Annotated in this window: 25 protein-coding genes; 1 reads left to right on the top strand and 24 read right to left on the bottom strand. The window is 47.9% G+C overall.

Features of this window, described 5'->3' with window-relative positions:
- Positions 1–183: 183 nt before the first annotated feature.
- The 5 genes from NFR55_RS05720 to NFR55_RS05700 form a co-directional block, all read right to left on the bottom strand.
- Positions 184–678 carry a hypothetical protein gene (locus NFR55_RS05720; RefSeq protein WP_251547201.1) on the bottom strand — a complete coding sequence of 165 codons (495 nt, stop codon included), beginning with the start codon at positions 676–678 and terminating at the stop codon, positions 184–186.
- A gap of 34 nt (positions 679–712) precedes the next feature.
- Positions 713–1,627, bottom strand: a complete 915-nt coding sequence (locus tag NFR55_RS05715; RefSeq protein WP_251547199.1) for a class I SAM-dependent methyltransferase — start codon at positions 1,625–1,627, stop codon at positions 713–715.
- Positions 1,628–1,859: 232 nt separating this feature from the next.
- Complete coding sequence (locus NFR55_RS05710) at positions 1,860–2,222, bottom strand: P-II family nitrogen regulator (RefSeq protein WP_251547197.1); 363 nt, start codon at positions 2,220–2,222, stop codon at positions 1,860–1,862.
- A gap of 1 nt (position 2,223) precedes the next feature.
- Positions 2,224–2,697: a hypothetical protein gene (locus NFR55_RS05705; RefSeq protein ID WP_251547195.1), complete on the bottom strand. Its 474-nt coding sequence runs from the start codon at positions 2,695–2,697 to the stop codon at positions 2,224–2,226.
- 13 nt (positions 2,698–2,710) lie between these two features.
- Entirely contained in the window at positions 2,711–4,237 is a 1,527-nt protein-coding gene (locus tag NFR55_RS05700; protein WP_251547193.1) for a DUF1538 domain-containing protein, read from the bottom strand.
- 151 nt (positions 4,238–4,388) lie between these two features.
- On the opposite strand from NFR55_RS05700, the gene NFR55_RS05695 reads away from it, so the two are divergent.
- Positions 4,389–5,183, top strand: a complete 795-nt coding sequence (locus tag NFR55_RS05695; RefSeq protein ID WP_251547191.1) for a ZIP family metal transporter — start codon at positions 4,389–4,391, stop codon at positions 5,181–5,183.
- Here the strand turns inward: NFR55_RS05695 and purB are convergent.
- From purB to scpB, 19 genes are all read right to left on the bottom strand, one after another.
- On the bottom strand, positions 5,180–6,613 hold the full coding sequence (gene purB / locus NFR55_RS05690; RefSeq protein WP_251547189.1) for an adenylosuccinate lyase: 1,434 nt from the start codon (positions 6,611–6,613) through the stop codon (positions 5,180–5,182). The two genes, NFR55_RS05695 and purB, sit on opposite strands and share 4 nt — an antisense overlap.
- Positions 6,594–7,406, bottom strand: coding sequence for a dipeptidase (locus NFR55_RS05685; protein ID WP_251547187.1), 813 nt, complete (start codon positions 7,404–7,406; stop codon positions 6,594–6,596). Before NFR55_RS05685 ends, purB begins: the two co-directional genes overlap by 20 nt.
- 37 nt (positions 7,407–7,443) lie before the next feature.
- Positions 7,444–8,988, bottom strand: coding sequence for a TFIIB-type zinc ribbon-containing protein (locus NFR55_RS05680; protein ID WP_251547185.1), 1,545 nt, complete (start codon positions 8,986–8,988; stop codon positions 7,444–7,446).
- Positions 8,989–9,109: 121 nt separating this feature from the next.
- Entirely contained in the window at positions 9,110–11,182 is a 2,073-nt protein-coding gene (locus tag NFR55_RS05675; protein ID WP_251547183.1) for a bifunctional 4-hydroxy-3-methylbut-2-enyl diphosphate reductase/30S ribosomal protein S1, read from the bottom strand.
- Positions 11,173–11,904, bottom strand: coding sequence for a lysophospholipid acyltransferase family protein (locus NFR55_RS05670; protein WP_251547181.1), 732 nt, complete (start codon positions 11,902–11,904; stop codon positions 11,173–11,175). Before NFR55_RS05670 ends, NFR55_RS05675 begins: the two co-directional genes overlap by 10 nt.
- Positions 11,901–12,563: a (d)CMP kinase gene (cmk, locus tag NFR55_RS05665; RefSeq protein WP_251547179.1), complete on the bottom strand. Its 663-nt coding sequence runs from the start codon at positions 12,561–12,563 to the stop codon at positions 11,901–11,903. The genes NFR55_RS05670 and cmk overlap by 4 nt, the downstream gene beginning before the upstream one ends.
- Before the next feature lie 22 nt (positions 12,564–12,585).
- Complete coding sequence (gene aroH / locus NFR55_RS05660; protein WP_251547177.1) at positions 12,586–12,957, bottom strand: chorismate mutase; 372 nt, start codon at positions 12,955–12,957, stop codon at positions 12,586–12,588.
- Position 12,958: 1 nt separating this feature from the next.
- Complete coding sequence (locus NFR55_RS05655) at positions 12,959–14,185, bottom strand: BaiN/RdsA family NAD(P)/FAD-dependent oxidoreductase (protein WP_251547174.1); 1,227 nt, start codon at positions 14,183–14,185, stop codon at positions 12,959–12,961.
- Complete coding sequence (gene surE / locus NFR55_RS05650) at positions 14,179–14,913, bottom strand: 5'/3'-nucleotidase SurE (protein WP_251547172.1); 735 nt, start codon at positions 14,911–14,913, stop codon at positions 14,179–14,181. The genes NFR55_RS05655 and surE overlap by 7 nt, the downstream gene beginning before the upstream one ends.
- The gene (locus NFR55_RS05645; RefSeq protein ID WP_251547164.1) at positions 14,910–16,307 is read right to left on the bottom strand and encodes an oxaloacetate decarboxylase subunit alpha; all 1,398 of its coding nucleotides are present in this window, start codon (positions 16,305–16,307) and stop codon (positions 14,910–14,912) included. Before NFR55_RS05645 ends, surE begins: the two co-directional genes overlap by 4 nt.
- 29 nt (positions 16,308–16,336) lie before the next feature.
- Positions 16,337–17,551, bottom strand: coding sequence for a sodium ion-translocating decarboxylase subunit beta (locus tag NFR55_RS05640; RefSeq protein ID WP_251547161.1), 1,215 nt, complete (start codon positions 17,549–17,551; stop codon positions 16,337–16,339).
- Positions 17,552–17,564: 13 nt separating this feature from the next.
- Positions 17,565–17,915, bottom strand: a complete 351-nt coding sequence (locus NFR55_RS05635; protein ID WP_251547159.1) for a biotin/lipoyl-containing protein — start codon at positions 17,913–17,915, stop codon at positions 17,565–17,567.
- Between the two features lie 24 nt (positions 17,916–17,939).
- Positions 17,940–18,269: an OadG family protein gene (locus NFR55_RS05630; RefSeq protein ID WP_251547157.1), complete on the bottom strand. Its 330-nt coding sequence runs from the start codon at positions 18,267–18,269 to the stop codon at positions 17,940–17,942.
- Position 18,270: 1 nt separating this feature from the next.
- Positions 18,271–19,644: a carboxyl transferase domain-containing protein gene (locus NFR55_RS05625; RefSeq protein ID WP_251547155.1), complete on the bottom strand. Its 1,374-nt coding sequence runs from the start codon at positions 19,642–19,644 to the stop codon at positions 18,271–18,273.
- A gap of 122 nt (positions 19,645–19,766) precedes the next feature.
- Positions 19,767–20,477, bottom strand: a complete 711-nt coding sequence (locus NFR55_RS05620; protein WP_251547153.1) for a pseudouridine synthase — start codon at positions 20,475–20,477, stop codon at positions 19,767–19,769.
- Between the two features lie 25 nt (positions 20,478–20,502).
- Complete coding sequence (locus NFR55_RS05615) at positions 20,503–21,642, bottom strand: D-alanyl-D-alanine carboxypeptidase family protein (protein ID WP_251547148.1); 1,140 nt, start codon at positions 21,640–21,642, stop codon at positions 20,503–20,505.
- Positions 21,639–22,031 carry a GerW family sporulation protein gene (ytfJ, locus tag NFR55_RS05610; protein ID WP_251547145.1) on the bottom strand — a complete coding sequence of 131 codons (393 nt, stop codon included), beginning with the start codon at positions 22,029–22,031 and terminating at the stop codon, positions 21,639–21,641. The genes NFR55_RS05615 and ytfJ overlap by 4 nt, the downstream gene beginning before the upstream one ends.
- Positions 22,028–22,615, bottom strand: a complete 588-nt coding sequence (locus NFR55_RS05605; protein ID WP_251547143.1) for a hypothetical protein — start codon at positions 22,613–22,615, stop codon at positions 22,028–22,030. Before NFR55_RS05605 ends, ytfJ begins: the two co-directional genes overlap by 4 nt.
- 39 nt (positions 22,616–22,654) lie before the next feature.
- Complete coding sequence (gene scpB / locus NFR55_RS05600) at positions 22,655–23,326, bottom strand: SMC-Scp complex subunit ScpB (RefSeq protein ID WP_251547141.1); 672 nt, start codon at positions 23,324–23,326, stop codon at positions 22,655–22,657.
- Between the last annotated feature and the right edge of the window lie 6 nt (positions 23,327–23,332).

Genomic DNA, 23,332 nt, shown 5'->3' with positions numbered 1-23,332 from the left:
ATAGAGTCGCGGTCGCGCGGTTCGATTTCGCCCATAGTCTGCCAAATTTTTCGCCGTGCGGTCAGACTGAGTTTTCCGCTTTCCGCAATTTCTTTTTCAGCTTGTCTGAATACTTCGATACAATCCATAATATTATTTCTCGAATTTTTTCTTACTGCATATAGCGATATTATTTCAACACGGTCAATCTTCCATATCGGAAAACGGAATTTTTCCGTGAAGCTCAACGGCGCGCCGACCTGTCGGCGTTCCGTCGTCATTGATTTCCATAAGGCGCATCTTTTTTATTTTTGAACAATCTATCTCGTCAAACACGTCTGCGCATTCTGCGCACTCCTGGTCGCCGAGTTGGTACAAAATGCACTCGACGGCTTCTTGCACTCTTTCAAACGCAAATTTTTCTATGCTTCCTATCGAAGCGCCTTCTTTTATCAGCGCGGATACTTCGGGAAACCTTTCGTCAAGGACGCCTTGCTCTATGTATTTTTTTATCATATTTGCAAAACCGCCCCTATGAAATTCAAGGTGGTCGCTAATCGGCTTCAAAAAGCGGAAAGAGGGAAGAACGGCAAAATATTCGTTTTCCTGTTTCAATTCCCACTTCGCCCATTCTTTTTGCAGACCGAATTTTTCCATTACGTTCAACTTTTCTTCATAAGTCATTTCTTTATCTTTCATATCAATCTCCGGATATTTCTTATATATAATCTCATTATATCACTTTTGATGCTGTTTTGCAAATCTCCGTTACATTCGGCTTAATTCCGCGCAATACCATAGTTACCGATACGGTCGTATCCCATTGCTTTTCGTTGTTGTCATATTGATTGATGCGGGTATCATACTTATTATTTACAATGCGTTTCATTTCGGCTATTTCTCGATTTGAAAAGCATTCGGGCATAGAATACTCAACCGATTCTATCGATTCGATTGCCGCATACCTGGCGGCGTCGATTATCGCACGGGCAAATTCGGGCGCAGTATCGGGATTATCGGGCGTTAAATTTGCTATGATATATCCCGTTTTAACGCTCTTAAATCCGTATCGTTCCATAGCGGCAGGCAATTTCGCCTCGTTCAGATAATATTTACCCACGCCGTATTTTTCAACGGCGTTATCGAATTGTTCCGCTTTTTGCCAAAACTCTTTTTCGTAATCGTTTTGCACGTAGCATTCGGGCGCAACCGTTATGCCTTTACGCGAAGAAAGCACCAAACAAATTCCGTTCGGTTTCAATACGCGCAGTTGCTCTTTGTAAAATACGGAATGTTCTATATGCTCGCAAACGGTGTTTGAAATCACAACGTCAAAGCTCTCATTTGCAAACGGTAATGCGGCAATATCGGCTTCGATAAAAGTTACGCCTGTTTCGTGTTCTTTGGCAAAGCGTATAAATTCGCCGTCGCGGTCAATGGCGATTATCTCGGCATTTGGATACCAACGTGCGAGCGAGCCTGCAAGCGCACCCGAACCGCAACCTATTTCAAGAATTTTCAGTTGATTTGTTTCGTCTAAACCGAATAACTCTTTGTACTCGCTTGCGAATTTATCATCAAACCGCAACTTGCGACTGTAATACAAAGTCTGTGCGCCTTGTATATATTTCGACCATATAGTATTCATAGTTTTACTTGTGTTTGTAGTCGTTTGATTTATCTTACTTTATATATTCTTTTTTAATTTCACTACGTTAAATTACTGTTTATAGTACAATCATTATAGCATAACCGTACTAAAAAAGCAAGGACTGATTATCGTCCTTGCTTTAATCCCTATGAAAAACGCCGCGCATAAGCGGCGTTTTTCTTACATTACGGTAAAATTCGTCTATTTGTTTATGCGATGAAATTCCCTATCAAATGTTATCCATGCGTTGCTCTTCGGCTTGCGGGATTTTAATTCCGCCCGAAAGCCCGACCACGTTGTTTACGGGAAGCGAAAACGCTATGCCTTGCCCTTCGGATTTCAGTCCTGCGGTTTTATATATGGCATGCAGTACGTCGTCTTTTATTTGCGACGATACAAGTATCATGACTATTTCTTTGTCGGGCTGTATGGTGATGTGAAATATTTCTTCCGCCTCTTTGTTTGCCGTGCCGCGCGCGTGTATAACCGTGCCGCCGCGTGCTCCGACTTCTTTGGCGGCGTCCATTACTATATCGGAAAAGCCTGTGTTTACTATGCAAAGTATCAGTTCGAACGAGCTTTTTTTATCCATTTTATTTCGTCTCCTTTACCGCCATACGGTTATTGCTTAAAAATCCGTATATTAGAGTACCTATAACGCTACTGAACGGCACGGTGAACGCAATGCCTTTGCCGTTTTTTATGGTGTCGAATTTGTCTTCGAGCATGTGCATTGCGTCGGGTACTTTCTTTTCCTGAATAACGCTGAAAATAACCGCTTTGTCGGAATCGGTCAGTCCTATATAACTGCGCATCTTTTCGTCTGCCGTGCCTCGGGCGAGCGCCAAAAACTGCATGTTAACTTCAAACGACTGTATCAAATCGAGATAGTATTCGGCTTTACTCTTGCTCACCACCGTTATAAGCAGTTCAAGGCGGTTTTGAGTAACGGCGTTGGGGTTTGTTTGCTTTGTAATGCGCTTTTCTACGGCGGATTTTATTTTTTCTTTTACCGCCGCGGCTTTCTCTTTGCGCTTGGCTTTTCTTTCTTCGCGTTTTTCGGTCATGGCTTACCCTCCGTTATTCAAAGTAAACGATTTGTTCGTCGTCGGCGGAAAGTATACGCTTCATTGTAATTCTTTGGCGTACCTTTGCCGACGTTACGGCTTTGAAACCGAGTGCCTGAATTGTTATAAGCGGGGTCATGGCAACCATTGCCACAACTCCGAAAGCAAGGCTCAATACGCTTGCCTCGCCCGCGATAGTTGCGCACGCGCCTATTGCGAGCGGTAAAATAAAGCTCGACGTGAGCGGTCCGCTGGCAACTCCGCCCGAGTCGAACGCTATAGCCGTATAGAGTTTGGGAACGAAGAACGAAAGCCCGAGCGAAAGCAGATATCCTGGTATAAGATAGTAAAGTATGGAAAATCCGAATATGATACGAATTACCGACAGCCCTATGGATATGCCCACGCCTATGGAGAGCGCGAGCAACATTTGCAGTTTGGTAACTCCCCCGCCCGTAATTTCTTCTACCTGTTTGTTGAGTACGTGCACGGCGGGTTCTGCCAAAACAACCACCATGCCCAAAACAAAACTCAGAACAATAACGAATATTTTGTTGGTTTCGGCTATTTCTTTTCCGAGCTTAAAGCCTACGGGCATGAAACCCACTTTAACGGCGGTAAGGAAAATCACCAAACCAACGAGAGTATACGCTATTCCCACGCCTATCTGCATCAGCTTGCGTTTGGGCAGTTTAAGAACGGTGAATTGCAAAATAAGGAAAAACGCAACTATGAGCGCAAGCGCGATAGCCACCTCTTTCACGGTTTCGAGCACCACCCAAAGGAAATTCATTCCGAAATTGGACTCCATGGAATAGTCGGGCAAAGCGTAGGTAAGCCCGCCTTTTGTGGTGAGCGAAAGCACCATAACCGCTATCATAGGTCCTATAGAGCACAGCGCGATAAGTCCGAAACTGTTTTCGCTCGCGTCCCGTCCGCCTATGGTGTTTGCAATGCCCACGCCGAGAGCCATTATAAACGGCACGGTGATAGGACCTGTGGTTACGCCGCCAGAGTCGAAAGCGAGCGGAACGAAATCGAATTTGCCGCTTCCTATCATGATAGCGCAGAAAGCGAAAAGCATCATGTAAAAGAACATCAAAAGCGACGAAAGACTTTTGCGGAAAACTATTTTAAGTACGGCGATAAGCAAAAATAAGCCCACGCCCAAACCCACGGTAACAATGAGCAAAGTTCCGTTCATAACCTCGGCAACCTGCTTTGCAAGTACCGACAAATCGGGTTCGGCTATGGTAATGAGCAGTCCCATAACGAAACAAACCGAAAGCAAAATTTTCAATTTTTTGGATTTGGTAAGACCCGAGCCTACGTGCTCGCCCATGGGAGTCATTGCAAGGTCTGCCCCGAGATTGAACAAACCTATTCCCACTATAAGAAACACCGCCGACACCGCAAAAACCGCTATTTCGGTTATCGTTAGATTAACGAGCGGAGTGCACGATATTATAAGAACTATAAGCGTTATCGGTAATACGGACAACAATGCTTCTTTTAATTTAGACAATAGAATTTTAGCCATATTACCTCCGCATATTATTTTAACATGGTATTCGATTTCGTGTCAATAGTATCCGAGGCATTTTACGCATAATTAACATTCGAGCGGATTTTGTCATACACTGGCAATAAGGCGTAAAAGTCTTTTTATCGGTTACTAACGGAGAAACGAAATGGATTTATTGGAAAACATACCGACGGTTTGGTTAGCACTGATAGCGTCGGTTTTTTGTTGGCTTGTCACTGCGCTCGGCGCGTCGCTCGTGTTCTTTTTCAAAAAGGTAAACGCGCGGGTAATGAACGCTCTTATGGGCTTTTCCGCTGGTGTAATGATAGCGGCTTCGTTTTGGTCTTTGCTTTCGCCCGCCATAGATTTGGGCACGGAGCTCGGATATCTTCCCTGGCTGTTTCCGTGCGTAGGCTTTGCGGCAGGCGGTTTGTTTGTGATAGGAGCGGCCAAACTGCTCGATAAAACCGTTCGCATGCAAAACGACGAACAAAACAAAAGCAAAAAACGCAGTATACTTTTAGTTGCTTCCATAACTCTGCACAATATTCCCGAGGGCATGAGCGTAGGCGTTGCGTTCGGCGCGGCTGCGGCTTGCACTCCCGGCAGTACGGTTTTGGGTGCGCTGATACTTGCGCTCGGCATAGGACTGCAAAATTTTCCCGAAGGCGCGTCGGTGGCGTTGCCGCTCAGGCGCGACGGCGTGAGCCGCCGAAAAGCTTTTTTGTGCGGACAATTCAGCGGACTTGTAGAACCTATAGCAGCTATGATAGGCTATTTCCTGTGCACCGCCATAAATGCCGCCCTGCCCTTTTGCCTGTCGTTTTCGGCGGGCGCAATGATAGCCGTGGTTGCGAGCGAACTCATTCCGGAAGCCGCGGGAGAAAACAAAAACCTTGCCGCCATAGGTTGCATAGCGGGATTTATTGTTATGATGCTTATGGACGTAGCTTTGGGCTAAACGTTTATTTGAGCCGAAATATTCAGATACTTTTCGTTCGCTTCGAGTACGGGGTCGATTTCTTCGGCAATGAATTTTTCGGTTTGACGAGCCGCCCTTCCCGTAAAGTTTTCGGGAGCGAGAATGCCGTCTATTTTGCCGTGTATCGCTTTGAACGCGGCGTCGGCTTTTATGCGGTCTATGAGGTCGTTTTCCTTGCCTTCGGTTTTTACGAGTCGCGCGCTCTCCATGGAGTGCTCGCGTATCTTTTCGTGCAATTCCTGACGGTTGCCCCCTGCCTTTACGCACGCCATAAGTATTTCCTCGGTTGCCATAAACGGAAGTTCCGCCATGATGTGTTTGCGTATGATTTTATCGTAAACAACCATGTTTTCGGTAATGTTGTTGTAAAGATTGAGTACTCCGTCGAGCGCGAGAAAGGCTTGAGCGAGTGTTATACGCTTGTTTGCGCTGTCGTCGAGTGTTCTTTCAAACCATTGAGTACAAGCCGTCATGGCCTCGTTAACGGGCGTAGAAACAACGAAACGCGCGAGTGCGCACATTCTTTCGCTACGCATGGGATTGCGCTTATACGCCATAGCCGACGACCCTATTTGTGACTTTTCAAACGGCTCTTCCATTTCTTTCATGTTCTGCAAAACTCTCAAGTCGCCCGCAAATTTGTACGCGCTTTGAGCTATCATGCTGAGCACTGCCGTTACGTTGTAATCGAATTTGCGAGGATAGGTCTGCCCTGTCACTCCGTAGGATTTTTCGAGTCCCATTTTTTCGGTAACGAGTTTTTCGAGCTTGTCCACCTTGTCGCCGTCGCCTTCGAACAAACTCAGAAAGCTCGCCTGCGTTCCCGTTGTGCCCTTTACTCCGCGGAGCTTAACGGTGCGCAAAAGGTGCTCGAGGTTTTCGTAGTCCATCAATAAATCTTGAAGCCACAGCGAGGCGCGTTTGCCTACCGTCGTGAGTTGCGCCGGTTGCAAGTGCGTAAATCCGAGCGCGGGCATATCTTTGTATTCGAGCGCAAACTTTTTGAGTTTTTGCATTACCGCAACAAGTTTTGCTTTTATAAGTTCGAGAGCTTCTTTGAGTATGAGTATTTCGGCGTTGTCGGTAACGAAACAGCTTGTCGCGCCCAAATGGATTATTGGCATAGCTTCTTTAGCTTGAGTTCCGAACGCGAACACGTGGCTCATAACGTCGTGGCGCACCTCTTTTTCGCGAGCTTGCGCAACCTCGTAATTTATATCGTTGCGATATTTTTTCATTTCGTCGATTTGCCTTTGAGTTATTGGCAAACCGAGTTCTTTTTCGCTTTCCGCGAGAGCTATCCACAAACTGCGCCAAAGTCCGAATTTTTTATCGTCCGAAAAAATTTCGGACATTTCTTTGGAGGCGTACCGTGAAATAAGCGGATTTTCATAAGTGTCGTGTTTCATTTGGATTGTATCTCCTGTATTTGAAATAGTTGTTTGCGTTATCGTAAAATATTTTGCGCACGTCCGCGCTCTCGTATCCGAGGTTTTCGAGCGCGTATTCTATTTGCTCGAAATCGTCGTAATTGCGTAAATTTTCGAGCGGCTCTGTTCCGTGAAAATCGGTTCCTATGCAAGCTCCGTCTATTCCGAACTTTTGCACGAACCCGTCTATGAGCCGAATGTAGTCCGCGGAGCTGTTGCCGCCTATAAAATCGCGCACCGCGGTAAGCCCCACTATCCCTCCGCGCGAAAGTATGAGTTTCACCTGTTCGTCCGTGAGGTTGCGCGGGTGTTCGCACAGTGAATTTAAGCCCGTGTGGGTGTTTATCAGCCTGTAGGCTGCGTTCGCTACGTCGAAGAAACTTTCTCGGTTCAGATGCGCGGAGTCTATCGCTATAGCGGCGCGGTTCAGCCTATTCACCGTAGCTTTTCCGAACACCGTCAAACGACCGTGTCCGAGTGCACCGCCGGCAAGAGCGTTGTCGCCGTTGTGCGTAAGCCCGCAGTAATACGGTTTTATATCGCATATTGTTTCAACGTCCAAACGGTTTGCAAAGCCGAGGTCTTCTATGGCGAACGCTTGATTTGCCGAAAACAATTCGTTTATGCCGTTTCGTATAAATCCTGTCGCGTCGCTCAGCTCGGTGGTCCAAAACGCGTATATTACGTCGTCGGATGTGTTTACATATTCGAGTCTTTTATCCTTATTTGATAGCTTGCCTGTGGGCAAGTCGTTGTGCAAATCGAAAATCATACATAATTATATGAATTTTCGAAAACCGATATGCCGACTACTTTCTTGCGGACAGCTCCTCTATACTCCTGTCGAACGCATTGAATATATCAAGCACGTCCGAATATTTCGCCGATTGTTCCAGTTCTTCCACTTTGTAGTCGTTTAGCAAAAGAAATTCGTCGGTGATTTGCTTGCCGAGTTTGAGCGTTTTGAGCCGCTCGCCAATAGGATGACTAACAAACGAAAGAGTATCGGTAAGCGCAAGCGCGCAAGCGTATATCATGTTGTGCAAAAAGTTTTTGTAATAGCGGTATTCGCTATTTTGCGCGTCTTTCAGCTTATCCACTATCTTGTTATATTCGGCGTAAACCGATGTATAATGATATTTCGCCTTTTCGTGGAGCGACATATAAAACTTATTTACGTAGTCGGCTGTGAGTTTGGAATTGTATTCGCAAAATTCGTTTAGAAATTTGTCCGCGAATACGGCAATATCTTTCGAATCGGCATGCGAATATACGTCTACGACAATCTTTTTGTCGCGGTCGATATATATGCGCGGCGATAAAAGCTCGAAACAAAACGATACGGAGTCGTTTATAAGCGCAATCCTCGCTTGGTCGGTCTGTTGCGCCGATAAATTCCCGAAACAGGTGTGATACGAAAATTTTATTGCCGTTTTCGCGCTCTTGCGAAAATCTTCGAGCGCTTCGCCCGGCGTAGACAAATACTTTTTATGCGCGGCTTTGTTTTCCGAATTGTAGCGGTTGAGTTTGGTTATGGTGTTTTGATTGAACAGTAAGTTTGCCGTGTAGTCGGGCTTGTATTCGTTCGCGCCGTAACTCGGGTCGAGCGAAGACGCGTAATACAATAAAATCCCGTAATACGATTTTGCGCGTTCGTGCTGATAATCGGTAGGCAAATCGAGTATCTTTTCGTTTATCAAATGGCTTTCGACTATCTTTCTGCAAGCGCATATGCCAATATCGGCAATACTTACGAGCGATTTCGCTATAGACTGTTCGAATACCATGAGTTGCTCTTTGTCTATATTCGCCACGTCTTTTACCGCCGAGGCTATTAAAAGGCACTTGTCGCGCAGTATATCCCACATCTCGGTTTTTTCGTAATTATCGTATATTCGGTTGAAATAAGACGAAAGGATTATGTTGGCTTGATTTAGCACCGATATCAAAAAATCTATTCGAGCCTGTATGTTTGCCTGACATAAGCCGAGCATTTCCACCGAATTTACTATAGCGGAAACCAAGCGTTTGGGAACGTCGAAATCCGTTTTTTGCTCGTTCTCGTAAATTTCGCAAAGCGCACGGTAGTATTCGGCAAGATAATGATTACGGTGATATCCTAAAACTTTTGCAAAATGAGTTTCCGCTTCTTTGAAATCGGCGTTTATGAAATACTGTTGAGCGGCGTTATACTCTTCGTCCGCCGCGGTTATGTCTATTACGTAATCGTTATTGCGCAAATATTCGGTATCGAGCGTTTGTCCGCATACCGAACAAACGTATTCGCCGTCCGAATTCGCCTCTACGAAAATACTCTTTTTGCAGAAAGGGCAAATCGCATAGAATTTTTCCAATCGGTACCTCCAAACGCTTTATCGTGGGTTACTCAACCATTATACTATATTCGGGGCTAAAAGTAAAACATTTGAATAGAAAAAGCGGCGCATAACACGCCGCAATTCTTAAAGTTTATTTTCAGTTGTTGTCTTCGCCGAGGTCTTTGAGAAGGTCGGCGAACGGATTGTTTACGATATCTTCGTTCCACTGACTGCCGCCGTCTTCGGTTTCGGGTTTTGCCGATTTTGCGCGTTTGGGCTTTTTGTCCGCACGCGGTTCTTTGGCTTCGCCGGTAGCTTTTTCTTCGCCGGCGTTTTCGTCGGGCGAGCAGGCCTTTATGCTGAGCGTTATTTTGCGAGCCGCTTCGTCTACGGCAAGTATCATAACGTCTACCTCGTCGCCTACTTTCACAACCTCGTTTATGTTCTTTACAAAGGTGTGCGCCGCTTCGCTTACGTGCACAAGTCCTTCCACTCCGGGGGCAAGCTCAACGAACGCGCCGAAAGGCACTATGCTTACAACTTTTCCGTGACATATGCTGCCGACGGGGTGCTCTTCTATGCACTTAATGAACGGATGCTGTTGGAGCTGCTTGTAACCGAGCGAAACTCTTCCTTTCTCGCGGTCTACGGCGAGCACGAGGAAATCGTAGCTTTCGCCTATGGTAAGCACGTCTTCCACTTTTTTGATGTGGTTCCACGAAAGGTCGACTATGTGCGCAAGGCAGTCGAAACCGTCTACCGATACGAACGCGCCGAAATTGGTAACGCGCTTAACTTTGCCGTGTACGATAACGTTGGGTTGAACGTTCGCCCAGAATATATCTTCGCGTTCCTTTCTTTCTTCTTCCAAAACTTTTCTTTGCGAAGCTACTATTTTATGACGCTTCTCGTCGTCCTCTATTTCGAGAGCGGTGAGGCGCAACTTTTTGCCTACGTATTGCTTAAGGTCTTTCACGAAGCCTTCGCGTATCTGCGACGCGGGAATAAACACGGTATACGTTCCGAGCTTTCCGAGCAATCCGCCTTTGGTAACTTTGTCCGCAACGAGTTCGAACACCGCGCCGTTGCGAATGGTTTCAACGATTTTGTCGCCTTCTTTGATTTGGTCTACGCGCTTTTTGGAAAGGAGTACGCAGCCGCTTTCCGTATCTTGTTTACTGATGATGATAGCTTCTATCTCGGTGCCCTCGGCGTAATCCGCGGGGTTGTATTCTCCCTCGATAACAACTTCGTCTTTCGGAACAAGACCGTCTTTCTTGCCGCCGATGTTTACGTGAATGCCCTTCTCGTCTGCGCCGATAACAGTGCCTTTCACGCGTTTGCCCTCTTTGTAGCTCATAAGAGATTCTTCTACCGCTTCGATAAATTCCTTGTTCTGAACCTCTTCAAACTGTTGACTCATATACTCCTTTACCTCCATAATCAACTCCGACGGAGTTGACGCCCCTGCCGTTACTCCGATTGCGGCATAGGGACTAAAATTGATATTTTGTAATTCGGCAGCGTTTTGGATAAGATAGCAATTCTCACACACTGCCGCGCAGATAGCGAATAATTTGTTCGTATTGGAACTGGTTTTGCTTCCTATAACCACAATCGCGTCACAAACCGCCGCCAAGCGTTCGGCTTCGATTTGCCGCCTGATAGTAGTATAGCAAATTGTGTTAAAGATTTCAACTGTTTTTAACGGCAGTTTGACAATTTTTTTTATAATAGCGGAAAAATTTTCAATGTCCGATGTTGTTTGCGCCACTACGCATATCTTGTCGTAATCGGTAAGGGCGGATAAATCGCTTTTTTCGTCTACAACTACGCTGTCTTTGCACCACCCTCTTATGCCTATTACTTCGGGGTGCGACGCTTTGCCCGCTATTACTATACGGTAACCTTTTTGCGACATATCGCGCACTATATCGTGTATTTTCTTTACGAACGGGCAAGTTGCGTCTATGAGTTTTACGCCTGCTTTTTCCGCCTGTTCGTATACTGATTTGGGTGCGCCGTGACTGCGGAGTATAAGCGTGTCGCCCGCTTTTAATCCGCTTAAGTCCTCAATTGCCGTAATGCCGCCCGAGCGCAGTTTCTCTATAACGTGCTCGTTATGGATTATGTGCCCGTACGTGTAGGCGTTGCCCGCCTTTTCGGCTATGTTTACCGCGTTTTGCACTCCGAAGCAAAAGCCTATGTTTTTTGCGAAAATCAGTTGCATTTTTTGCGTGACCGTTTGTAAGCCGCATAATCTTTCTTTGCTCTTTTGTTCATGCGTCTTTCGTTTTTAAGAAACGCTTTGCGTTCCTTTTTTTGTTGTTTCCAACGCTTTTCTTTTATGAAAACCGCCATATCCTCTTTCGCCTTTTGCATGTGCAAGGCAACTTTGTCGCTTGCCGCGGCAATGGTGTCGGCGTCGAGCAGTTTGCCGTAAAATTCCCCGAGGTCGAACGGCTCGCCGACGTAAATATAGTTGCGGCGGAATATGCGTTCCTTTTTGTTTATTATCATGGGAACTACGGGAGCGTTGCCCTTAATGGCGAGCAAAGTTACGCCGCCTTTTATTTCCTGCAAAGAACTGTCTTGCTCGGCGTGGCGCGTTCCCTCCGGAAAGATAGCTATGCCGTCACCAGCTTTAAGCGCGTTTATGCTTTCGCGTATGGCTTTCATATCCGCTTTGCCGCGGTCGATAAAGATTACTCCGAGCATATCGGCGAGCTTGTGCACGAGCTTGTTTTTGCCTATCTCTTTTTTTGCGATAAATCTGCGATACCCCGGCACGTTTATAGCGAGCACCGGAATATCTTTCCACGAAAAATGATTGCTAACCGAAATAAGTCTTTCCGTTCGCGGCATGTTGCGCTTGTTGAGCACTTTGGTGGGATACAGTAGCTTAAAGGGCAGATAAAACACGCCCCTTATAAATCCGTAAAATCTTCTCATTTAAGTTTCCCGTTTACTATACCGAGCATAAATTTCGCAACCTCGTCTATGCTCATGCCCGTGGTGTCTATTTCCACGGCGTCGTCTGCTTTTTTAAGCGGCGCGAATGCGCGGTGCGAGTCGTTGTAGTCGCGCGTTTCGATATCTTTGCGTATTCCGTCGAGGGTGCAGTCCGCCCCCTTTTCCTTGAGTTCGGCATATCTGCGCCGCGCCCGTTCTTCAACCGAAGCCGTCAAAAAGAACTTGATTTCGGCTTTGGGCAATACGTATGTGCCTATGTCTCTGCCGTCTAATATCGTATCGGTTTTGCCCGCTATTTCGCGCTGAAGCTCCACCATTTTGAGCCTTACGCAAGGAAGAGCCGAAAAGTCGCTCGCGGCTTTGGATACCGAGTGCTCTCGTATGCGCTCGCTTACGTCCTCGCCGCCGAGAAACACTTTTTGCTTTCCGTTTTCGTAGCGTATGTCTATATCGGCGGTTTCGAGCACTTTCGCAACTTCGCTTTCGTTATCTGCGGGCACGTTTTTGCCGAGCATTGCGAGCGCGACTGCGCGATACATTGCGCCCGTGTCGAGATATAAAAAGCCGAGCTCTCCCGAGAGCCGTTTGGCTATAGTGCTTTTACCCGCGCCGGCAGGTCCGTCTATGGCTATGTTCATTTCGTTTTTCTCCGTATCGTTGTTATTGTGCCGAAATATCCGGTCTGAGTTTCGCGGCGTTTCTCAAATAAACGTGCTTTATTTCCCTTTCGGAATTAGGGATATCCGCCGTAAGCATAACTCTTATGCACAACGGCAACGAGCCGTCTATATCGGGCTCAATGCAACTGAACAAAGGTACTGCGCCGAGCAGTCCGCTTTCCCGCACCGCTCGCACGGGATAATAAGAGCGGATATCGACGGTGGTGCTTGCAATGAGCGAAACATATCGGCAATTTTCGCCGTTAAGTCCGTTTCTCGCTATGATTTGCGAAATCAGTTCTTCGGTCGCGCTTATTATTTCTTGCTTGTCGTCTTTGCTTACCGTGGTAGCTCCGCGAATGGCAAAATACATTTTATCGTTCTCCTTCGTTTATGGCTTTCGCCGCCGCATAACCCGTGGAGAGGGCTATTTGGATATTGTAACCGCCCGTCAGCGCGTCCGCGTCTATTACTTCGCCCGCAAAGTATAAATTTTTTACGAGTTTGCTCTCCATTGTTTTGGGATGAATTTCTTTCACGTCTACGCCGCCCGCAGTGACTACTGCGTTTTCGAACGAGCCGAGAGATGTGATATCGAAGCGGAGATTTTTAAGCGTATGCACGAGTTGCGCACGCTCCCGTACCGTAATAATATTTACTTTTTTGTCCGTTTGTAATCCGCTTTGCGCAAGCACCGTATCTATTATGGCTTTGGGTAACAGCGCGTCGAGCGAGTTTTTGAGCTGTTTGTTGGCGTTTGCGGCAAAGTCCTCGGTAACGCGTTTATCGAGCGTATTTTCGTCGAGCGCGGGCTTTAAGTCTATATAAAGTTTGAGCGGCGGAGAGTAACGGTTTACGTAAGCCGACAGCCTGAGTATTGTAGGTCCGCTCACGCCGCTGTGCGTAAACAGCATTTCGCCGAACTGCGAGTATTTCGCGCCGTCCGCTTCGATTTTTACGCAAACGTTTTTCAGAGTAAGTCCCGCAAGAGAGGATACGTTTTGTTCGGTGTTCATATCCACAAGCGACGGACGAGTAGATACTATATTGTGCCCCAAACTTTTTGCAAACGCGTAACCGTCGCCCGTGCTTCCCGTGGCGGGATAGCTTTTGCCACCGGAGGCGATAAGCAGTTTATCGCAAACGTATTGTTCGTTTTGCGCGGTAACCGTAAACTTTCCGTCGTCGTGCTTAACGCTTTTTACGCGCTCGTTGAATACGAAACGCGTTCCCGAGCTTTGCGCGTGAGCGTACAACGCTTTTATTACGTCGCTTGCCTTGTCCGAAACGGGAAACACTCTGTTGCCCCGTTCCGTTTTGGTTTCCACTCCGTGCGCTCGCAACAGCTCTTTTGTATCGGCGGGAGTAAATCCGTAAACGCTCGAATACAAAAATTTGGGATTTGTAACCACCGAACCGAGAAAGTCGGCGGGCAGGCAATCGTTGGTTACGTTGCATCTTCCCTTGCCCGTTATATACAATTTTTTGCCCGACTTTTCGTTGCGTTCCAAAACGCATACGGAACGGTTTTTAATAAAGCCGGCAGCCGCAAGTCCGGCGGCACCGGCTCCTATTATAATTACGTCGAAACGGTTTAACATTTTTCAAGCCTTTGCAACGCGGAAAGGCATTCGTAGTCGTTGCGGTCGAGTTTGAGCGGTGTTACCGTGGCGTAACCCTTTTTAATGAGTTCCACGTCACAGTCTTCGTCGTTTTTATCGTGAGCCACGGCAATCCCTTTCAGCCTTACCGTGCCCGCAATTTCGCCGTCCACAAATCGGTCGTTGTAAAGATTGATACCCGCTTTGGTGTATCTCATGCCTATGTACGGAGCTTTAACGGGATAATTTACGTTGAGCACGGTTTGCGAGCCTATCGGCAAAGAAATCCACTTTTCGAGATTTTGCAAAACGAGCTCTGCGGCTTTATCGTAAAATTCTCGTGGCGCGTTGTGAGACGAAAGACTTACGGCTATGCCGCGAAAATCCAAATACGCCGCTTCGAGAGCCGCCGAAACCGTACCGCTGTACATAATATCCGAGCCGAGATTTGACCCGTTGTTTATACCCGATATCACCAAGTCGGGCGGCTCGGGCAATAAATGCAATATGCCGAGTTTTACGCAATCCGCAGGACTGCCCGACACCGCGTACCCCGTTTCGGTTTTGCGAAAAGACAAATCGCGGTGTATGGTGAGAGAGTGACTGCTCGCGCTGCGCTCTCCGTCGGGCGCAACCACAGTGCAGTCGTGCTCCGTTTTGAGCGCGTTATACAGCGCGTTAAGTCCTATCGCGTCTATGCCGTCGTCGTTGGTGAGAAGAATTCTCATATGGGATGAACGGGCGAATTCTTTTCGAACACGGTTTCGTCTACGCCGTATTTGGCGGCTTTTCTTCTCTTGAAGAAGGGCAAAGCGAGTTGCGGGAACAACGCGTAAGTGAGCACGTCTTCTTCCTGCTCGATATAGTTTTCTATTTCTTTGCGGAACGCGTCGAGCTCGGGCGCGATTTTATCGGCGGGACGGCAGGTTATGCGCTCTGCGTCGCCTATTATCTTTTTGATTACCTGAGCTTTGGGTTCTACGGGCAGTTTGCCGTATTCGCCCGTGAGCATGCCCTTGGTTTCTTTGGTTACCATTTTGTAGCGTTCGCCCGTAACCACGTTGAGAACGGCTTGCGTGCCCACTATCTGGCTCGAAGGCGTAACGAGCGGCGGATAACCGAGGTCGGCGCGTACTCTGGGAACTTCTTCGAGCACGTCGAGCAACTTGTCGGACGCGCCCTGCTGCTTAAGCTGACTTATAAGGTTGCTGAGCATTCCGCCGGGTACTTGATATATGAGCGCGTTTACGTCCACTTTGAGAACTTGCGGGCTCAAGAAACCGTCTTTCGTAAGGCGTTCCGCAACTTTTTTGAAATATACGGTAAGTTCGTTAAGAGCGGTAAGGTCTATGCCCGTATCGTATTCCGTGCCCTTTAAGGTGGCTACGAGCGGCTCGGTTGCGGGCTGACTCGTTCCGTTGCCGAGCGGAGAAAGCGCGGTGTCTACTATATCGCAACCCGCCTCTATGGCTTTGAGATTGGTCATATCGCCTATGCCCGCCGTGTTGTGCGTGTGCAAATGCAGAGGCACTTTCACCTTTTCTTTCAAGCGGCTCACAAGCTCGTATGCGGTATACGGCAATAAAAGGTTTGCCATGTCCTTTATGCAGATGATATCCGCTCCCATTTTCTCGAGCTCTACGGCAAGGTCCACAAAGTAATCTACGGTGTGCACTTCGCTCGTGGTGTAAGAAAACGCCGCTTCAACCGTGCCGCCGTGCTTTTTGGTGCTCTCTATGGCTTGGCGCATGTTGCGCGGGTCGTTGAGCGCGTCGAAAATACGGATTATATCTATGCCGTTCTTTACCGACATTTCGCAGAATTTGTCTACCACGTCGTCGGCGTAATGCTTGTAGCCGAGCAGGTTTTGACCGCGAAGCAACATTTGCAATTTGGTGTTGGGCAACGCTTTTCTGAGTTTGCGCAATCTTTCCCACGGGTCTTCGTTGAGATAACGCAAGCACGAGTCGAAGGTTGCGCCGCCCCAAGCTTCGAGCGCGTAGTAACCTATTTTATCCAGCTTCTCGCACGCGGGAAGCATTTCGTCTATAGACATGCGCGTTGCAGCTTGCGATTGGTGCGCGTCGCGCAGTATCGTTTCCATGATTTTGACTTTTGCCATAATAAATTCTCCTTATATTGCGGATATGCTTACCAGGGTATTGCAAGCAGTACGCCCGCCGCAACCGCGCTTCCTATAACGCCGGCTACGTTGGGACCCATTGCGTGCATCAAAAGATAGTTGTCGGGGTCGTATTTTTGTCCTTCCTTTTGCGATACGCGAGCCGCCATGGGAACGGCGGACACGCCTGCCGAACCTATAAGCGGATTGATTTTACCGCCCGAAAGCACGTTCATTATTTTCGCAACGAGTATGCCGCCCACCGTTCCGAGCGAGAAAGCTATGAGTCCGAGCGCGATAATGCCGAGCGTTTGAGGTTTAAGGAAAGTAGGTCCTATAGCCTTCGCGCCTACCATGAGCCCGAGTATTATCGTAACTATGTTTATAAGTTCGTTGCTTGCGGTCTTTGCAAGGCGTTCGGTTACGGTACTTTCTTTCAAGAGATTGCCGAGCATAAGGCAACCCACGAGCGGCAACGCTTGCGGCAATATTATAGCCACAAGGCAAACCACGACTATGGGAAAAATGATTTTTTCCTTTTTGGACACGGGACGAAGCTGTTCCATGCGAATAGCGCGTTCCTTTTTGGTGGTGAGCAGTTTCATTATGGGCGGCTGTATGGCGGGTATCAACGCCATGTAGCTGTATGCGGCAATGGCTATTGCCGGCAACAGTTCGCCCACCTTGTCACCCGAAGCCAAAGCACCGTCGAACATTTGCGACAACTGCTGATTCAGATATATTGCGGTCGGACCGTCCGCGCCGCCTATTATAGCGATTGACGCGGCTTGCGCTCCCTTAAATCCGAGCAAAATAGCTCCGAAAAAGGTAATGAATATGCCGAGCTGTGCGCCCGCGCCAATAAGCAAACTTTTGGGGTTCGCAATCAGCGGTCCGAAATCGGTCATTGCTCCTATTCCGAGGAATATGAGCGGCGGATATATAACTTTGTCTACGCCCTGATACAAATAGTAAAAGAGTCCGCCCGTAGCGCTTTCGCTCTCTTCGAGAGTGTGCGCCGCGCCGCTTCCGTAGCCTTTGAAAAACAGTACGTCGGCAGCTCCGGGAATGTTTACCATTAGCATGCCGAAAGCTATGGGAAGCAAAAGGAGCGGCTCGAATTTACGAGCTATGGCAAGATAAAACAGTACGAAAGATACAAGTATCATAACGTAGTTTTGCCACGTTCCTTGCACAAATCCCGTGCTTTGCCATAGGCTTTTGAGCATTTCTATTATGTTCATAGAAATCTCTCCGTTAGTTTATCGACGCCAAAACCGCGCCGGTTTCTACGTTATCGCCCTGTTTTACGGCAAAAGCCACCACGCCGTCGGCGGGAGAAACTATATCGTTTTCCATTTTCATGGCTTCGAGAACCAAAAGTTTATCGCCCTTTTTCACCGTCGCGCCGTTCGCTACGTTAAGTTTGAGCACGAGTCCGGGCATGGGAGCGTTGAGCTTGGTTCCGCCGGCAGGCACTGCCGCGGCTGCGGGCTTGGGCGCGGCAACAACGGGAGCCGCCGACACGGGGGCTTGTGCGCCGCCCTCGGTTTCCTCCACTTCCACCGCATAGGTCTTACCGTTTACAGTTACATTGAATTTACGCATAATTGAGTCTCCTCCCTCGGAAATTTATTTTATTTGAGTAATGCTTTTTATAACGAACGGCGCAGAAGCCGTTTCGCCGTCTTGTTCGTTCATGCACGCGATAGCCGCCGATATTGCGGCAACTATTTCGTCGAAATCGTCGGCGGAGTCGTTTTGAGCGGCTACGCTCTGCTTGGCGGTATCGCTCTTTTTCGCTATTTTAATGTTGAATATCGCCTTAAACGCAGTTAGCAGACCTACGAGCACGGCAAGCACAGCAAACACTATGAGCAAGCCGAGCAGGGCTATTATTGCGGCGTCGCCGAGCGACATTTGGAACTCGAACAGTTTGAACGCAAATAACGTGTTTGTCATTTCAGTGCTCCTTGCTCATAAAAGTTTGAAGCGCGGCAATGAGATAAGGACGGCTGAGCGCAGGCTCGATTACGTTATCGAGATATCCTTTTTTGGCAACGGCGGGAGCAAGCAAATTTTCTTCCGCATACGCCGTAGCGAGTTTTGCCGCGGCTTGCGCTTTGTTTTTGGCTTTGGATATTTCGTCGGCGTAAAGTAGTTGCGCCGCCGCTTCCCCGCTCACCGTTCCTATTTTCGCATCCGTCCAAGCAACCGAATAATCCACGTTGCTCTTTGCCGCAAACGCGGTGTATCCCAGCCCTATGGCGTTGCCGTATACGAGCGCGAGTTTGGGCACGGAAAGGCTGTTGAAAGTAAACATCATATCCGATACCGCGCGAATTGTAGCTCCGTCCGAAGCCGAGCTACTTTCCGCTCCGTCGCAGTTAACCAAATTTATTACGGGAAGCGAGAACGACTCGCAGGTATTGAGCAGTTCGGTTATTTTGCCCGCCCCTTCTTTGGTGAGTTTTCCGTCGACAGCAACGTATCCCACCGCAATGCCGTCCATACGGGCAAAACCGGTATAAACCTCTTTTGCGAAACCTTCTCTTACCGCAAATTTGCTGTTTGCGTCGAAAATTTCTTTCAACATATCGTCGCACTTTTTCAATGCCGCCGCTTTGGCCGTGCGGTTGGGATTATCCGCAGTTTGCTTAACGGGTTCGGTTACAGCCGACAAAAACGACGATATAACGGTTTTAAGCTCTTTTTCATTTGCCACTACGTTGGTTACCACGTCCGACGTTTCGCCGAGCAGTTTGCCGGTGCAAATTTTCGCGGGGTCGTCTTTTCCGTTGCCCGCGAGAATAAGCGGACTCGACGTTGCTATTTGCGCGCCCGCAAACGCCACGCACAAATCTGACACGGCGCAGAAATAGCTCGATAATCCGTAGTCCGCGCCTTTCACCGCCGTAACGGTGGGAACTATGCCGTAAGCGTCGGAAAGAGCGGCGAAAATCTCCGCGTATCCTTCCATGGCGTCTATACCCTCGCCGAAACGCGCACCCTGCGTGTCGAGCACTGCCACAACGGGCAATCCCGCTTTAACCGACGAGTCGATTATTTTGACTATCTTCTTCGCGTTCGCCTTTCCTATGCTGCCCTTGAGCACTTTGGGATTTGTTGCGAACAGCCCTACGCGAACGTCAAAAATATGGGCAAAGCCGCCTACGACTCCCTCGCCTACAGCTTCGCCCAAATCGGTGTTTCCGCAAATAAATTTGTCCGTTTCCACGAAAGAATTTTCGTCGACTATCGCCGAAACCGTTTTCATTATTTCTTTCGTCGCCGTTTCCGCGTTTTTCGTAAGTTCTGTAAAAATCGCGTTACTCATTTTAAGCCTCCAAATAGATATTCCGATTAAAAGTCCAAAATTTCCACAATATTATTATAGCGTAATCACAAAAAAAATACAAGCGTTTACAGCCTGCATTTTCAATGATTTCAAAGTATTTTTTATACCTTTTTAAGGTACTCGATTTCTTTGGGTTTGAGTTCGCGCCATTCTCCCCGTCCCAAGCCGCCGAGCTTGAGTTCTCCCACGCCTACGCGCTTTAAGAATATTACCTCGCGGTTAATGGTTTCGAACATTCTGCGCACCTGCCTGTTCCTGCCCTCGCTAATCACAACCTCGAGCCGAGTTATTTTGCCGTCGAATTCGAGCACCGAAACGCGGCAATGTTTTGTTTTCACTCCGTCGAGTATTACGCCGCCGCGTATATTGTTGAGTTCGTCTTCCGAAACCTCGTTTTCGATTTTGGCAATATACGTTTTGGTTATCTCGTTGCGCGGGTGAGATATGCGGTTGCAAAGGTCCCCGTCGGTGGTGAGCAGCAACAGCCCTTCGGTGTCGTAGTCAAGTCTGCCTACGGGGAAAATGCGCTTGCCCTCGAACTTTTTGCCGAGCAAATCCATTACGGTTTTTCTGCCCTTTTCGTCGCTCGTGGTGGTTATACAGCCTTTGGGCTTGTTGAGCATAAGGTAAATATGTTTGTGTATCGGCTCGGCGCGTTTTCCGTCCACCGTTACGAAATCGCCTTCTTCCACCGATACGGCAAATTCGGTTACCGTCTTTCCGTTGATTTTTACTCTGCCGTCGGTTATTATCTTCTCGCTCGCTCTGCGGCTGGCAAAACCGCATTCGGCGAGATACTTGTTAATCCTCAATTTTTCGCTCGCTTTTTAAGAAATTTTACCAAGCCTCGATTAAGTCGTTTAGTTTGTCTTTGAAATCAAGTTCGGCAACACTATCAATAGTATATAATTTTTCCTCAAAAAGCAACTGATTTTTAAGATATACGCAAAATTTTCCGCATTCCGCCCCGTTCGATACGGGCGCGTTAAGCGTATCGGTAGCCGATACCTCGCATTTTATATCTTCTTTTTCGCATTCTTTGAGCGGATAATACAACGCGTTTAGATTGGTTGCTCGCGCTTCGGGTTGCTTTCCGCCCTTCACTTTCACGGCGCATTCGATTTGTTTTTCGCCCACAATCTCGGTGAGCGAATACTCGGCGAACGCCTTATCCATGAGCGCGGCGCAGTCCTCGAACATCGGTCCGCAGTTGAGCACCACCGCTATAACACGCATGCCGCCTCGCGTTGCGCTCGAAACAAGACACCTGCCCGCCTTTTTGGTAAAGCCCGTTTTCACTCCGTCGCCGCCTTCATAGGTGGAAAGTATCTTGTTTTTGTTTACTATAACGCGCGGATAGTCGCGCCCTTCCCACGGCATCAAATGCTTTTTGGTGCTCACAATCTCGGCAAACACAGGATTGCGGAAAGCGTAAGCGGTGATGAGCGCGAGGTCGTAAGCCGTAGTGTAGTGATTGTCGTCGTGCAGTCCGTGCGGAGTTACGAAATTACTGTTTTTCGCACCCGCTTTTTTCGCCGTTTCGTTCATGAGCGCGGCAAAGTCCTCCAAACTGCCGCCGATTGTTATCGCGAGAGCTTCGGCGCAGTCGTTTCCCGACTGAAGCATAAGCCCGTACAAAAGGTCGATTATCTTTACTTTTTCGCCTTTTTGTAAATAAATGGAAGAACCTTCCACTCCCACCGCTTTGTCGGGTACTGTGATTGTTTTTTGTAAGTCGTCGCAGTTTTCGAGTACGGTAATAGCCGTGCATATCTTCGTGGTGCTCGCCATGGGGCGTTTGGTTTCGTGTGATTTGGAATAAAGCAGTCTTCCCGTTCCGCACTCTATCACCGCCATGCACTGTGCGTGCGTAAACGCTTTGTCTTCGGCGAAAGCCTTAAACGATTGCGCGACTATGCCGGCAAGCAACGCGAGCAAAACGGCAAAAGATACCAGTCTTATCGCCGTGCCTTTCATTTTTTCTTGCAATCCTCTTTATCGAACAAACCGTCAACTACTTCGGGAATAAGATTTAATATCTTATCGAACGGGTTTTTGTCGTCCATTTTGATTATTTTTACGCTCTTGCCGTCGCTCACCAAAAATCCTATGGGAGCTACCGATACCGCCGCGCCGCTGCCGCCGGCAAACGGATACTCCGAAAGATTTTGTTGCGCCATATCGCTGTATTCGCCGCCGCCCGTCAAAAATCCCATGGTAACTTTGCTAAGCGGAATAATGCTTACTCCGTCGGCGGTTATTACCGGATTGCCTATCACGGTGTCGGCGTCCACCAAAGTGCGTATTTTGGTAAACGCATTGTCCATTACCCGTTCTACCGGATGTTCGTTATTTTGTAAAATCATATTTTAGCAACCTCCTGCTTCTTTAACTTTCGGGGCTGTTTTTTCAATTTCGAGCCCGCAAGACTAACTATAATATCTGCAATGGAAATGCCTATTATGCCTATAAAATCCACCTGCAGTACGTCGCGATTGTATATGGGCGTAAACGACTCGGTTATTTTCACGTCGTATCGACACTTTATCACAGCCATAACCGCGTAAAAAAGCACTCTGAAAGTTTGCAACAGCGCAACCGTAAAGAACGAGTCGTTCGTTCTCCCCACGGTGAAATGCGCCGACACCTTTTGCACGAGCACGTTAGAAAACGCCGGATTTTTCATCATTGCTGCTATGGATTTTTTATCTTTGGTATCGGTGTTAAGGTGTATTTTGCCCGTTTTCTTGCCGTGTTCTATAATCAAGTTGTTCGTATTGCTCGCGCTGTGCTCGAAATGTACCGCGGCTTTGAAAACGCGGATACCGAAAATATATATTTTTATAAAACCGTCGTTTCCGAACAGGTCGAGGTAAAAATTAACGCCTACCCTTATGTGAATTACCACAAGAGTTAACGCGAGTATCAAAACGGCAAAAAAGACCAACATACGCTGTTAGTCTTTTTCGGTTTGGATTTTTTTATGCGGTTATTCTATTTTTTGCAAATCCGTTTCTTCGGCAAGGAAATCGGGCGTTTCCTCTTCGGGAAGTTCGGGCTCGCTTTCCTCGGGCGGCAGTTCGAATTCGTTATAAAGGCTCACCTCTTCGGGTTTGGCTTTGTTGCCCTCTTCCAAAACCTTTATGCTCGCAAGCAACTGCTCGTAGTCGGGAAGCTGTTCCACGCTCTCTATTTGGAAGCGTTTGAGAAAAGCGTCGGTAGTGCCGAACAAAAGCGGCTTTCCCACAACGTCCTTGCGCCCCACCACCTCTATGAGGTTGTGCTTGAGCAGCACTTGAACCGCGTAGTCGCAATTCACTCCGCGTATCTGCTCTATTTCCAAACGCGTTACGGGCTGTTTATACGCAACTATGGCAACGGTTTCGAGCGCGGCGGTGCTGAGTTCCTTTTCTTTTATGGGATTTAACACGCAGGATATCACGTCCGAATACGCGGGGTTCGAACCGAATTGAACTTTGCCGTTGTAATTGAGAAGATGAATACCGCACTTTCCGCCGTATTTTTTCTTAAGCCGCGTAATCGACTGCTTTACCTCGCTGTTTTGCAGTTCGAGCAGGTTGACTATTTCGGATACGCTTATGCCGTCGCCGGATACGAACAGCAACGCTTCAATAATTTCATCGAGTAATTCTATCTGCATGTTTCT

Source organism: Pumilibacter intestinalis, from assembly GCF_943193005.1.
GTDB classification, from domain to species: domain Bacteria; phylum Bacillota; class Clostridia; order Christensenellales; family Pumilibacteraceae; genus Pumilibacter; species Pumilibacter intestinalis.
Note: the sequence above shows the minus strand (reverse complement) of the source record. Positions and strands in the feature narration are given on the sequence as shown.